Consider the following 12,354-nt stretch of genomic DNA (forward strand, 5'->3'; position numbering starts at 1 on the left):
AACCGTGGCTGAGAAGGGCAGGCGTTCCGCCGTCAGGCTGACGGCTCGTGGTGCCATCGCGCTCGCCCTGGTCGCCACTCTGGCGGGCTACGTGCTCGCCGCCCTGCTCGGCGTCGAGCACATCGTGGGGGCCGCGTTCGTACTCGCGAGCACGCTCGGCGTGCTGATGGTCAACAAGCGCGACCTGCTGTCGCTGGTGGTGACCCCGCCGCTGACGTTCTTCTGCGCCACGCTCTTCGTCGAGCTCGGGAGGGCGTTCGGATCGGTGTCGATCGTGCAGTCGCTGGCGCTCGGCCTCTACACCTCGATGACGCGCGGCGCGCCGTGGCTCTTCGCCGGCTCGGCCATCGTGCTCGGCATCGCCTGGCGGCGCGGCCTGCGCGACAACGTACGCGAGCTGCGCGAAGAGCTGCGGGCGGGCGCCGAGGCGGCGCGCCCGCGCCAGACGTTCGTACCCGAGCCCGAGGGCTACTTCGAGCCCCGGGTCTACGGCACCCCGCGCGGCGAGGACTGAAGACTTAGGAGACGACCCGCAAGTCCTTGCGCAGCTCGTGGGGCAGCGCGAAGCGCATGCTCTCCTGCACCGGCTCGACCTCGGTGACGTCGTCGAACCCGTGGCGGGCCAGCCGCGCCAGCACCCCCTGCACCAGCTCTTCCGGCACCGACGCGCCGCTGGTGACGCCCACCGTGGTGACGCCTTCGAGCCACTCGTCCTGGATGTAGTCGGCGTTGTCGACGAGGTACGCCGCGTCGGCGCCGTAGTCCTTCGCCACCTCGACCAGCCGCTTGGAGTTGGAGGAGTTCTCAGAGCCGACGACGATGACGAGCTGCGCCTCGGCCGCGATCTCCTTCACCGCGCTCTGGCGATTCTGGGTGGCGTAGCAGATGTCGTCGCTCGGCGGGTCGAGCAGGTTGGGGAAGCGCTGCTTGAGGCGCGCCACCGTCTCGGTGGTCTCGTCGACCGACAGCGTGGTCTGCGACAGCCACACCAGCTTGTCCGGGTCTTTGACCTCGACCTTGTCGACCGCGTCGAGGCCGTCGACGAGCTGGATGTGCTCGGGCGCCTCGCCCGAGGTGCCCTCGACCTCCTCGTGGCCCTCGTGGCCGATCAGCAGGATCTCGTAGTCCTGCTTGGCGAAGCGCTTGGCCTCGTTGTGCACCTTCGTCACCAGAGGGCAGGTGGCGTCGATGGTACGCAGGTTGCGCTGCTTCGCCTCCTCGTGCACCGCCGGCGAGACGCCGTGGGCCGAGAACACCACGATCTGGCCCTCCGGCACCTCCTCTGTCTCGTCGACGAAGATGGCGCCCCTGGCCTCAAGGGTCTTGACGACGTGCGTGTTGTGGACGATCTGCTTGCGTACGTAGACCGGCGCGCCGTACTGCTCCAGAGCCTTCTCGACCGCGACAACGGCTCGATCGACTCCGGCGCAGTAGCCCCGTGGCTTGGCGACGAGGACTCGGCGGGAAGTGGGGGTCTGGGGCTCCATACTTCTTATGCTACGTGGAGCGGCCATCCGGCCTGCGCGTGCATGCCGGCCCGCGGTGCGCCAGACTGGCCGTCCAAAACTGACCTCCCAGGGAGACGTACATGTCCTTCAGCGACGTGATACGCAACATCGCTAAAACCGTCACCAACAAGGACGAGCTTAAGGAAAAGGCCAAAGACCTGCCGCTGCTCGTCGTCCAGACCACGCTGAGCGCCGCCGGGCAGGCGCTGCTGCTCGTCGATCGGATGAAGAACTCGATCAAGGGGCTGGGCAAGGAAGAGCGCGAGGAGGAGCAGGAGACCCGCCCCTCCGCCGCCGAGCAGGTCGCCGCCGGGCCCGCCGAGACCGAGCCCGCCTCCGAGCAGGACAAGCCGGCGCGCAAGGAGCCGGTCATCTTCGCGCCGAGGCCCGAGCCGAACGGCGTCGCCAAGACCAAGCCCGACCCGGTCATCTTCGCCCCCACCAAGACCGAGCCCGCCAAGCCCGCCGAACCCGCCGAACCCGCCAAGCCCGAGCCCACCGAGACCGAGCCCGCCGTCGCTGAAGCGGCTCCCGAGAAGCCGGCCGCCACCAAGAGCTCCAAGACCTCCAAGCCGAAGGCCACGGAGTCCAAGGCCACCACCGAGGCCGAGCCGAAGGCCGCTGAGACCAAGACCGACGAGGCAAAGGCCGCTGAGGTCAAGACCGCCGAGACCAAGGCCGACGAGCCGAAGGCCGCTGAGCCGGTGGCCGCGCCCGAGCCCGCCGCCGCCACCGAGGAGCCCGCCAAGGCCCCAGAACCCGCCGCCGCTCCCGAGCCCGCCACCGCCGCGAAGGTCGATCTGGCCGAGCCGCTGCCCGGCTACTCGCAGCTCACCATCGCCTCGCTGCGCGCCAGGATGCGCGGCAAGTCGGCCGAGCAGATCAGCGCGTTCCTCGAGTACGAGAAGGCGACCACGGCGCGTCCCGAGGTCATCCGCATGTTCGAGAACCGCCTCGCCAAGCTCCAGGCCGCGGAGTAAATCGCCCCGGACCCCGTAGTCTTCCGGCATGACCTCGAAGACCTCGCCCGAGTCTCCCCTGCCGATCCGCACGGTCCTGCAGATGGTGGGCGGCTGGATCGGCAGACTCGGCACGGTCTGGGTCGAAGGTGAGATCACCGAGCTGAGCGCCCGAGGCGGCACGGTGTTCCTGACCCTGCGCGATCCGGTGGCCAACGTGTCCGCCAGGGTCACCGCCCCGCGCGGCGTGTACGAGGCCACGGTGCCCAGGCCGTCCAACGGCTCCCGCGTGGTGATGCACGTCAAGCCCGACTTCTGGGTCAACAGGGGTTCGTTCGCCTTCACCGCGCTGGAGATGCGCCCCGTCGGGGTCGGCGAGATGCTGGTCAGGCTGGAGCGGCTGCGGCAGCTCCTGGCCGCCGAGGGCCTGTTCAACGCCGACAGGAAGCGGCGGCTGCCGTTCCTGCCCGGCACGATCGGGCTCATCTGCGGGCGCGAGTCGGCGGCCGAGCGCGACGTGCTGGAGAACTCCCGGCGCCGCTGGCCGGCCGTGAAGTTCAAGGTCGAGGAAGTCGCCGTGCAGGGGCCGTACGCGGTGGGCGAGGTGACCGAGGCCCTGCGCAAGCTCGACGCCGACCCCGCGGTCGAGGTGATCGTGATCGCCCGCGGCGGCGGCTCGCTCGAAGACCTGCTGCCGTTCTCCGACGAGACGCTGGTACGCGCCGTCGCCGCCTGCCGCACCCCCGTCGTCAGCGCGATCGGCCACGAGCAGGACAGCCCGCTGCTCGACCTGGTGGCCGACGTACGCGCGTCCACGCCCACCGACGCCGCCAAGAAGGTCGTGCCCGACGTGGGCGAGCAGCTCACGCTCATCCGCCAGCTCCGCGACCGCGGCCGCCGGGTGCTGAGCGGCTGGCTGGACCGGGAGATGTCCTGGCTGACCTCCGTACGCTCGCGGCCCTCGCTCGCCGACCCCGTACGCGAGCTGGAGCGCCGCGCCGAGCAGGCGGAGGCGCTGCGCGACCGGGCCAGGCGGGCGCTGTCGGGCTCGCTCGACCGCGCCGAGGACGACCTGGCCCACCTGCGTGCCCGCCTGGTCGCCCTGTCCCCCGCCGCGACGCTGGAGCGCGGCTACGCGATCGTGCAGCATCCGTCGGGCGAGGTCGTACGTCTGGCCAGGGACGTCAAGCCCGGCTCCCGCTTGACGATCCGGCTGAGCGACGATCGGCTGCACGTACGCACGGAAGAGCCCGACGCGACGGACTGAGCCCGCGCGGAGAAGCATCTGGCGTGGAGGCCGGCTGTGAGCGGCGGGAGCGTCGCGGAGGGGCCGTCAGGTGAGGATCGCCTCGGCGAGCAGGGTCAGGCCCGCCTTGATGTCGTCGGTGCTCATGCCGCGCTCGCGGCGCTGGTAGGCGATCAGGTCGGCGCCGGTGGCGGCGAGCAGCGCGTCGGCCACGTACGCGGCGGGCAGGCCGGGCCGCGCCTCCGACAGCAGCCCGGCCAGATGCATGTGGTACAGCAGGTAGGGGCCCGTTCCGGCCTTCGACTTGCGGCTGCGTTCCAGCATCACGTACAGGTCCTCCTGGGCCACGACGCGATCGACGAGCGCGCGCAGGAACGCGAAAGCGCGCTCGCGGGGCGGCGCGCCGGGGCCGAGCGGTGGCGGGCCGGAGATGAACGCGTCCTGAAAGCGCCGCTCGTGGTCGTCCAGCAGCGCGAGCAGCAATCCCGTACGGTCGCCGAAGCGCCGGTAGACCGTGCCCACGCCGACCCCGGCCGCGCGGGCGACCTCGTCGAGCGACAGGTCCTCGGTGCCGTGCTCGGCGAGCATCCTGGTCGCCACGTCGATGATCTTCCTGCGGTTGCGCACCGCGTCGGCGCGTTCCTGCTGGGGTTGCCCGACGACGGGCAGGAATCTGCGTTCCCTCACAGGCCGAGCATACCCGTGACAAACGGAGAGTTTTCCGGCTACCCTGCCTCAAACGGAGATTTCTCCGATTAGCTGAGAGGGAGTGAAGCCATGAACGACTTCAATGCCAAGATCATCGAAGAGTTCCGGGCCAACGAGGGCCGGGTGGGCGGCATGTTCGAAGGCCAGCCGCTGTGCCTGCTCACCACCAAGGGAGCCAAGAGCGGCAAGGACGTCACGACGCCCGTCATGTACTTGAAGGACGGGGACGACTACATCGTGATCGCCTCCAACGCCGGCGCCGACAACCACCCCGCCTGGTACCACAACCTACGCGCGACCCCGGAGGCGACGCTGGAGGTGGGCACCGAGAAGTTCACCGCCAAGGCGTCTTTCACGGAGGGCGACAAGCGCGACCAGCTCTACGCGCGCATGGTCGAGATCTCGCCCGGCTTCGCCGAGTACGAGAAGAAGACCACCCGCCTCATCCCCGTCGTCGCCCTCACCCCCACCGCCTCCTGACCGGGGCCACGCAACGCGAAGAGGCCGCATCCCCGCTGCTGAGGATGCGGCCTCTTCGCGTCAGTTACCGAGCCGTTCGCCGACGCGCCGGATCAGGGGATGTGCGGGATGCGCTTCTCGTACCAGTCGAAGTGGCCGGAGTTGCCGTCAGGCCCGAACGTGCCGTCGAACCGGAAAAAGCTGTTGGGCGGCATCGTGAACCGGACGACCTTGTCCCCAGGCCGGTCGTCGGTGTAGAGGACGTCGCCCCGGGTGTCGTTCCTGTAGTCCGTGACGATGAGGGTGAGCCGCTCGCCGTCCGGGACGTCGAGGCAGATCTCGTACGTGGTCTCGTAACCGTTGCCGGTCCAGGCGAAGCCGTCGACCCCCTTCCTCACCGAGTTGCCGGGCGCGAAGAGACCCTTCCAGACGTAGTCCCAGTCGCTGCGGACGGCCTCGCAGTCGATCGACGGCGATGTGGCCGCCGAGGCGGGGCCGCCGGCGGCCAGTGCGGTGCCGAGCACGCCTGCGGCGATGAGGGCGGAAAGAGTGCGCTTCATTACTCCCCTTAGATGAGCGCTGACACAAGCCCTTACAAGAGCGACATCCAACCTGTTGGTTGAAGGCTCAACTAATGATGCACCGGTCTCCACTCTTGATCAAGCCCGGACAAAGAAGGCCCCATTCAGTCGCCTGCCGTTAACCGCCGCGTCACCCGCCACGCCATGCGGGCACCCGGGACCGGGAGACACCCGCACGGCGCGCGGCAGGACCCGATGGAGGCACGCAGGTCCGCCGAGCCTGCCCCGCACATGCAGGGCAGGCCGGAGCCCGCCCCCGCACGGGCAGAGATGAATTCAAGCCCGCCCCGCGCAACGCAAAGAGGCCGCGTCCCCGCTGGTGGGATGCGACCTCTTCGCGATCAGTTGCCGGCCCGTCCGCCGACGCGCCGGATCAGGGGATGTGCGGGGTGAGCTTCTCGTACCAGCGGTAGTGGCCCTTCTGGCCTTCAGGCCCGGTCAGCTTGCCGTCGTACCGGAACCAGCTGTTGGGCGGCATCGTGAACCGGACGATCTTGTCCCCGGGCCGGTCGTCGGCGAGGAGGACTTGCTCCCGGGTCTCCTTTCTGAGGTCCCTGAGAACGAGGTGGAGCGTCTCACCGTCCGGGACGTCAAGGCAGATCTCGTACGTGGTCTCGTAACCGTTTGCCTGCCAAAGGTAGTTGGTGATCGCCTTCTTCTCGACGTTGTTGGTCTGGGAAAGCTCCAAAGCGTAGTCCCAGTCACTGTGAAGGGACTCGCAGTCGATCGATGACGACGTGGCCGCCGAGGCGGGGCCGCCGGCGGCCAGTGCGGTGCCGAGCACGCCTGCGGCGATGAGGGCGGAAAGAGTGCGCTTCATTACTCCCCTTAGATGAGCGCTGACACAAGCCCTTACAAGAGCGACATCCAACCTGTTGGTTGAAGGCTCAACTAATGATGCGCCAGTCTCCACTCTTGATCAAGCCCGGACAAAGAAGGCCCCATTCAGTCGCCTGCCGTTAACCGCCGCGTTCACCGCGCGGGTGCCCGGACCGGGAGACCACGGCGCGAAGCGCGGCGGGGCGCGGTCGGTGTCGGTGGAGGCACGCAAGTCCGCCGAGTCACCGCACGATCGGGCGCGGTATGCCGGGCTCCGCTGCGGCCCTGGAACGCGGCTGTTCGCCCGGGGCCAAGCTCCTGCGGGCCGGCCTCGCGTGCCGCCGCAGAGGGGCTGACGCGAGGGATCCGGCGACGGCCGAGGGCCTGGAGCACGGCGGGATAAGCCCGGGTGGCCGGCACGGACCGAAAGGCCGACGCGAGGCCAGGGGCATGGCGCGGGGCTCAGGGCCGGGAGACCGGCGCACTGCCAGCAGACCAGCGCAGGGCCGGGAGGCAGGGTGCCGGGTGGGCGGCACGCGGTCGCGAGCGGTCGGAGAAGGTGGGGAAGGGGTCAGAAGGGGGTGTCGTCGGAAGAAGGCTGGTCGGAGCGGCGGGCCATGGCGGCGGCGAGCTTGACGCGGGCCCCCTGGAGCCACTCCTCGCAGACGGCCGCCAGCTTCTCCCCACGTTCCCACAGCTCGATCGACTGTTCCAGCGTCAGCCCGCCGGTCTCCAGCCGCCGCACGACTTCGGTCAGCTCTTCGCGTGCCTGCTCGTAGGAGAGTTTCTTCTCGCCCGCGGGCTCCTTCTCGTCTGCCACGCCATCCAGCCTAGACGCGTCAGCCCACCGGCCGCTGCTGCAGGCGGCCGGCGAGGTCGGCGAGTTCGGGCCAGTCGGCGGTGCCGGTGATGACGAGGGTGACGTCGGGCAGGATGCGGACGAGCGAGCGCTGGTTCTTGTCCTTGCGGTAGCGCTGCTCCCATGTGACGCCGCCGACCTGCTGGGTGCCGACGGCCTTGTCGCTGTTGGCCATGCGGCTGGCGAAGCCGGCGGCGGGCTGCTCGTTGCTCTGGGCGAACATGGCGTGCTCGCGCTTGGCGGTGGCGTAGCCGAGGTAGAGCACCTTCGCGCCATTCTCGCCGTCGGCGATCCTGTTGCTGTTGGGCACCCAGCCGGGCGGGTCCTCCTTGGGCGCCCACACGCCGTACGGGACGCTGTGGCCGAAGTTGGCGACGGTGATGGAGTAGTCGCGCCGCGGGATGTGCTCATCGCGGCTTTGCGGGGTGACCAGGAGGAAGAGCCCGGCCCCCGCGAGGCAGACGAAGAGGGCTACCGCGTAGCCGTAGAGACCTTGGGTGAACCGTCGCACACCTGGCGAGGTTACCCGCTGGAGTGGCCGGTCGCCGAAGCGGCCGGGCGGATGCCGCCGATGATGGCGAGAACGTCGTCGGCGAGGCGCGGGTCGCCGGTGCGTACGACCTCGGAGACGGCCGCCGCGAGCGCGCCGGTGATCACGACGACGAGCGCGCGGTCGTCCTCGAAGAGCGCGGCGTTGCGCTGTGCCCACTGCCGGAGCCGGTCGCGCATGATGACGTCGAACCCGGGCGGCCCGTCGCCGCGCAGGAACAGCGCGGCCAGCTCGCGCTCCTCCAGGCAGCCGTCCAGGTACGCGCGGGCGGCGCGGACGAACACGCCCATGGGGTCGGCCTCGCCGGCGGTGCGGGCCGCGCGGGCGGCCTCCTTGGTGCGCTGGGTCTGCCGGGCCTGGAACTCCTCCCACAGCGTGAGGTAGAGGTCGGCCTTGCCGGAGAAGTGGTGGTAGAGGCTGCCGACGCTGGCCTCGGCCCTCGCCACCACGTCGGTCACGCCGGCTTCGGCGAACCCCTTGGAGATGAACACCTCTCGGGCGGCGGCGAGCAGCGAGCTGCGGGTGGCCGCACCGCGCTCGGATATGCGCGGCTGCAGGGCGACGGCGTCGGCGTCGCTGGTCACTTCGCTCATACGGGATCTCCTCCACGGCGGGGGCGCCACGCACCATGTTGGAGTCGAGATCCTCGGCGCGCACAGCGTATGGCACAAATTCCGCGCTCAAGTTGCAGATTATCCCCCTCCGACCGGGAATAGACCGGCAACTACGATCGAGGGAGACGTCCCACGAGGAGGCCAGCCATCATGTCCGACCAGACTTCCGTGCCGCCGGCGCTCGCCACCAGTGAGCACGCCCCTGATCGCAACCTGGCGCTGGAGCTCGTACGCGTCACGGAGGCGGCCGCGATGGCGGCTGCCCGGTGGGTGGGCAGGGGCGACAAGAACGGCGCGGACGGCGCCGCCGTGAACGCCATGCGCCAGCTCATCAACACGGTCTCGATGAACGGCGTGGTCGTCATCGGCGAGGGCGAGAAGGACCACGCGCCGATGCTCTTCAACGGCGAGCACGTCGGCGACGGCAGCGGCCCCGACTGCGACGTGGCGGTCGACCCGATCGACGGCACCCGGCTGACCGCGCTCGGCATGCCGGACGCGGTGTCGGTGATCGCGGTGAGCGAGCGCGGCTCGATGTACGACCCGTCGGCCGTCTTCTACATGGAGAAGCTGGTCACCGGGCCTGAGGCGGCCGACGTGGTGGACATCGAGGCCCCCGTCGCCGAGAACATCAACGCGGTGGCCAGGGCCAAGCACTGCTCGCCGTCCGACGTGACCGTGGTCGTGCTCGACCGGCCCCGCCACGAGCGGCTGGTCAAGGAGATCAGGGAGGCGGGCGCGCGGATCAAGTTCATCACCGACGGTGACGTGGCCGGCGCGATCATGGCGGCCCGCCAGGGCACGGGCATCGACCTGATGCTGGGCATCGGCGGCACGCCCGAGGGCATCGTGGCGGCGTGCGCGCTCAAGTGCCTGGGCGGCGTCATCCAGGGCAAGCTGTGGCCGCGCGACGACGCCGAGCGTTCCAGGGCCGTGGACGCGGGTCACGACCTCGACCAGGTGCTCACCACGAACGACCTGGTGAAGTCCGACGATGTGTTCTTCGCCGCGACGGGCATCACGCAGGGCGAGCTGATGAAGGGCGTACGGTTCCGCGCCGGCTCGGCGGTGACGGAGTCGCTGGTGATGCGCGGGCGGTCCGGCACGATCAGGAAGATCGAGAGCGAGCATCAGCTCTGGAAGCTGCGGGCGTACAGCGCGATCAACTTCGACACCGCGGGCTGACCTGGAGCGGCCCCGTCACCCCAAGTGTCACCAGCGGCGCTTGCGGCGCGGCGGCTCCTTGACCTTGATCTCGCCCGCGAAGTTCGTGGTGCGCACCTCGATGACGGGCGCGCCGGGCTCGGTGGGCTGCTTGGTCAGCCGTACGGTCTTGTCCTTGGCGACCCTGATCACCTCGAGCCCTTCGGGCACGTGGATCTCCAGCCCGCCGAAGACGAGGGTGGCGTTGATGACGATGCGGCGGTTCTGCAGGATCGCGTCGCGGAAGTCGAGCTTGGTGGTGCCGAACATGGCGGTCACGTCGACCTCGGCGGGCACCACCCAGCGTCCACCGCGCTTCTCCTGCTTGAAGATGGCGGAGACGGGCCGGCCGTCGAGGTTGAGCGGCTGCTGGTCGGCGGGCAGCAGGTCGGTGGTGAGCGCGGCCAGCTCGCCGAGCGTGCGGGCGGAGTAGAGCACGCCGAGCCGCTCCTCCAGCTCGTCGAGCTGGAGCCGGCCGTCGGCGTGGGCGTCCTGGAGCACCTGCGCGATGCGCTCACGATCGGCGTCGGACGCGCGCAGCTCGTGTGGCTGCGGCAGGTCGCTCCGGGTCTGCGGCTTGCGGGCGGACACGAACTCTTCGGCCAGCCGCTCCCCGACTTCCTGCAGTTTCGGCAACCACGATCCCGCGCGTTCGTTCACATCTCCGACGATATCCGGCGGTCGCCCGGTTCGCTCGTCCTCGACGGTGAGGTGTCCGATGACCTCGGCGAACGGCCGCGTGCCGCGCGTGTCCCGCTTTCCCCGGCGTTTCGTCACGTGATTTATCCGGCGATTCTTCGGAATCCAGGCACCCCTTGTGGTCGTTTATCCGGCAAAAGGGAGGCTTGCGTGCATCGACCTGCGCGGTGGGGACTCGGCGCGGCAGGCGCCGGCATAGCAGTGATCGTGGGCCTGGACATCTCCAGCCTGGATGAGATGGATCCGTTCCGCCGGACCATCAGCGAGCACGGGCTGGGGCCGGACGGCTGGGTGTTCGGCCTCGGCGTGGGACTGCTTGCGGCGGGGTCGATCGCCATCGGCGTGTCGCTGGCCAGGAAGAGGCTGGCCGGGGTGCTCGGCACCATCGCGTTGATGGGCTGGAGCCTGGGCTTGTTCGTGACGGCCTGGTTTGAAAAGCACGACTGGTCGGTGGGACCGAGCCTGAGCGGCAGCATTCACCGGGTGGGCAGCTTCGTGGCCTTCCTGTGCCTGCCGCTGGCCGCGGTGCTGATCGCCCGGCCGTGGCACCGGCACAGGTCGCGGGCGACGCTGGTGGCGTTCGGGTTCGGGGTGTGCTCGGTGCTGTGGGTGGTGGGCATCGCCTCGATGATGTTCTACGCCTCCGCCGAAGGGCTGCCGTGGTATCGCGTCATGCCGTTGGGGCTGGTGGAACGCGGGCTGGCGGTCACGGAGGTGGCGGCGCTGCTGGCGCTCGGGGTGTGGGCGGCGGCCCGGCGGATCGACGTGGCCGAGCCCGAACGCGGACCGGCCGGGGCGGTGATGGAGACGTCCACGTAACCGTGGCGATCTCGTGCTGGTGCCGGACGGAGACAGCGGGCTAACATGACCCAGCCTCACGTTTGACACCCCCCATTCAGGAGGCCGCCGTGCCGTCCTTACGTGATCGCCAGGCCCGCATCGCCACGTACGTCGTCTACGGCGTCCAGGGACTGTCCTTCGCCTCGCTCCTCATCCAGGTCGCCGCGCTCCAGGCCAAGCACGATCTCGACGAGGGCAGCCTGACGTTGCTGCTGCTGGTCGTACCGGTGTTCGCGGGCGCGGGCAGCGTGGCGGCCGGCGCGTTCGCCGCCCGCTGGGGCAGCAGGCCGCTGCTGCGCATCGCCCAGCCTGCCGTGGCCGCCGCCGTGGTGCTGTCCGGGCTGGCCCCGAACGTTCCGCTGCTGCTGCCGGTGCTGCTGCTGTTCGGCGTGGCCGTCGGCGCGGTGGACGCGGGCATGAACATGCAGGGCGTGGCCGTCGAGCGCCGCTACGGCATGCAGGTGCTGAACGGCTTCCACTGCGTGTGGAGCGCGCTCAGCATGCTCGGCGCGCTGTGGGCGTCGGCGGCGGCCGGCCTGCCGCTGCCGGTCATCATGGCCGCCCCCATGGTGCTCGCGGTGGCCTGCTCGCTCTACGCCGGGCGGCACCTGTGCTCCCCCGAGGAGGAGAAGGCCGAGCCGCAGGCGGAGACGGTCGCGGGGCCCTTCCCGTGGCGGCCGATCATCCCGCTCTGCCTGGCCATGGGCTTCCTGTACGTCGGCGACGCCGCGGTCTCCAACTTCAACACCGTGTTCATGAAGGACGTGCTGGAGGCGGGTCCCCGGGTGATCCCGCTGGCCTACGTCGCGTACCAGGCGACCACGCTGGCCGTCCGCCTCGCGGGCGACCTGGCGGTGCGCCGCTACGGTCCGGCCGCCATCGTGCGGATCGGCGGCGTGATCGCCACGGCCGGGTTCCTCGGCGTCGTGCTCGCGCCGAACCAGCCGCTCGCCATCGTCGCGTTCGGCCTGACCGGGGTGGGGCTGTCGGTGGTGGCGCCGCAGTCGTTCTCGGCGGCGGGGCGGCTCGACCCGGCGGGCACCGGCGTGGCCATCGCCAGGGTGAACCTCTTCAACTACGTCGGGTTCATCGCGGGCGCCGCCCTGGTCGGCGGGATCGCGGACGCGACGGACATGCGGGTGGCGTTCGCGGCGCCGCTGGTGCTGGCGGCGGCGATCATCGCGCTCGCGCCCGGCTTCGAGCCGAAACGCGCCCCCGCCACCACCTGACGGCGCCGGGCCACGCTCCCGCCCAGCGCTCCCGGCCGTCACCCCGACCGGCCTGCAAAACCCCGCGCCCCGACCGGCCT

General features: G+C 70.2%; 15 protein-coding genes. 7 read left to right on the forward strand and 8 right to left on the reverse strand.

The window, feature by feature from the left end:
* Positions 1-4 precede the first annotated feature (4 nt).
* Entirely contained in the window at positions 5-514 is a 510-nt protein-coding gene (locus ACFMQL_RS08990) for a DUF6542 domain-containing protein (protein ID WP_364068878.1), read from the forward strand.
* A 4-nt stretch (positions 515-518) separates the two neighbouring features.
* Here ACFMQL_RS08990 and ACFMQL_RS08995 read toward each other — a convergent pair whose 3' ends face one another.
* Positions 519-1,487 carry a 4-hydroxy-3-methylbut-2-enyl diphosphate reductase gene (locus ACFMQL_RS08995; RefSeq protein ID WP_364068876.1) on the reverse strand — a complete coding sequence of 323 codons (969 nt, stop codon included), beginning with the start codon at positions 1,485-1,487 and terminating at the stop codon, positions 519-521.
* 101 nt (positions 1,488-1,588) lie between these two features.
* Between ACFMQL_RS08995 and ACFMQL_RS09000 the strand changes: the two genes are divergently transcribed.
* Both ACFMQL_RS09000 and xseA read left to right on the forward strand, forming a co-directional pair.
* Positions 1,589-2,488: a hypothetical protein gene (locus ACFMQL_RS09000; protein WP_378785216.1), complete on the forward strand. Its 900-nt coding sequence runs from the start codon at positions 1,589-1,591 to the stop codon at positions 2,486-2,488.
* A gap of 28 nt (positions 2,489-2,516) precedes the next feature.
* Entirely contained in the window at positions 2,517-3,734 is a 1,218-nt protein-coding gene (gene xseA, locus ACFMQL_RS09005) for an exodeoxyribonuclease VII large subunit (RefSeq protein ID WP_364068872.1), read from the forward strand.
* A 66-nt stretch (positions 3,735-3,800) separates the two neighbouring features.
* On the opposite strand, the gene ACFMQL_RS09010 is transcribed toward xseA, so the two are convergent.
* A complete protein-coding gene (locus ACFMQL_RS09010; RefSeq protein ID WP_378785217.1) occupies positions 3,801-4,400 on the reverse strand; it encodes a TetR/AcrR family transcriptional regulator in 600 nt (199 codons plus the stop codon).
* A gap of 90 nt (positions 4,401-4,490) precedes the next feature.
* Here ACFMQL_RS09010 and ACFMQL_RS09015 point away from each other — a divergent pair, with 90 nt between their 5' ends.
* Positions 4,491-4,901: a nitroreductase family deazaflavin-dependent oxidoreductase gene (locus tag ACFMQL_RS09015; protein ID WP_378785219.1), complete on the forward strand. Its 411-nt coding sequence runs from the start codon at positions 4,491-4,493 to the stop codon at positions 4,899-4,901.
* 92 nt (positions 4,902-4,993) lie between these two features.
* Here the strand turns inward: ACFMQL_RS09015 and ACFMQL_RS09020 are convergent, their stop codons facing one another.
* The 5 genes from ACFMQL_RS09020 to ACFMQL_RS09040 form a co-directional block, all read right to left on the reverse strand.
* Positions 4,994-5,440, reverse strand: a complete 447-nt coding sequence (locus ACFMQL_RS09020; protein ID WP_378785220.1) for a hypothetical protein — start codon at positions 5,438-5,440, stop codon at positions 4,994-4,996.
* Between the two features lie 394 nt (positions 5,441-5,834).
* Entirely contained in the window at positions 5,835-6,281 is a 447-nt protein-coding gene (locus ACFMQL_RS09025) for a hypothetical protein (RefSeq protein ID WP_378785222.1), read from the reverse strand.
* A gap of 570 nt (positions 6,282-6,851) precedes the next feature.
* Complete coding sequence (locus ACFMQL_RS09030; protein WP_364068865.1) at positions 6,852-7,100, reverse strand: exodeoxyribonuclease VII small subunit; 249 nt, start codon at positions 7,098-7,100, stop codon at positions 6,852-6,854.
* Between the two features lie 19 nt (positions 7,101-7,119).
* Positions 7,120-7,650 (reverse strand): DUF4245 domain-containing protein, encoded by a 531-nt coding sequence (locus ACFMQL_RS09035; RefSeq protein WP_364068863.1) that lies wholly within the window; start codon positions 7,648-7,650, stop codon positions 7,120-7,122.
* An 11-nt stretch (positions 7,651-7,661) separates the two neighbouring features.
* A complete protein-coding gene (locus ACFMQL_RS09040) occupies positions 7,662-8,282 on the reverse strand; it encodes a TetR/AcrR family transcriptional regulator (RefSeq protein WP_364068861.1) in 621 nt (206 codons plus the stop codon).
* Positions 8,283-8,453: 171 nt separating this feature from the next.
* Here ACFMQL_RS09040 and glpX point away from each other — a divergent pair, with 171 nt between their 5' ends.
* Complete coding sequence (glpX, locus tag ACFMQL_RS09045) at positions 8,454-9,488, forward strand: class II fructose-bisphosphatase (RefSeq protein ID WP_364068859.1); 1,035 nt, start codon at positions 8,454-8,456, stop codon at positions 9,486-9,488.
* A gap of 27 nt (positions 9,489-9,515) precedes the next feature.
* On the opposite strand, the gene ACFMQL_RS09050 is transcribed toward glpX, so the two are convergent.
* Positions 9,516-10,166, reverse strand: a complete 651-nt coding sequence (locus tag ACFMQL_RS09050; protein ID WP_364068857.1) for a DUF1707 domain-containing protein — start codon at positions 10,164-10,166, stop codon at positions 9,516-9,518.
* Between the two features lie 189 nt (positions 10,167-10,355).
* Here ACFMQL_RS09050 and ACFMQL_RS09055 point away from each other — a divergent pair, with 189 nt between their 5' ends.
* Both ACFMQL_RS09055 and ACFMQL_RS09060 read left to right on the forward strand, forming a co-directional pair.
* Positions 10,356-11,024, forward strand: a complete 669-nt coding sequence (locus ACFMQL_RS09055) for a DUF998 domain-containing protein (RefSeq protein WP_364068855.1) — start codon at positions 10,356-10,358, stop codon at positions 11,022-11,024.
* An 89-nt stretch (positions 11,025-11,113) separates the two neighbouring features.
* Positions 11,114-12,274 carry an MFS transporter gene (locus ACFMQL_RS09060; protein WP_364068853.1) on the forward strand — a complete coding sequence of 387 codons (1,161 nt, stop codon included), beginning with the start codon at positions 11,114-11,116 and terminating at the stop codon, positions 12,272-12,274.
* The last annotated feature ends 80 nt before the right edge of the window (positions 12,275-12,354 follow it).

This window comes from Nonomuraea fastidiosa (assembly GCF_042751225.1).
Classification (GTDB): Bacteria; Actinomycetota; Actinomycetes; order Streptosporangiales; family Streptosporangiaceae; genus Nonomuraea; species Nonomuraea fastidiosa.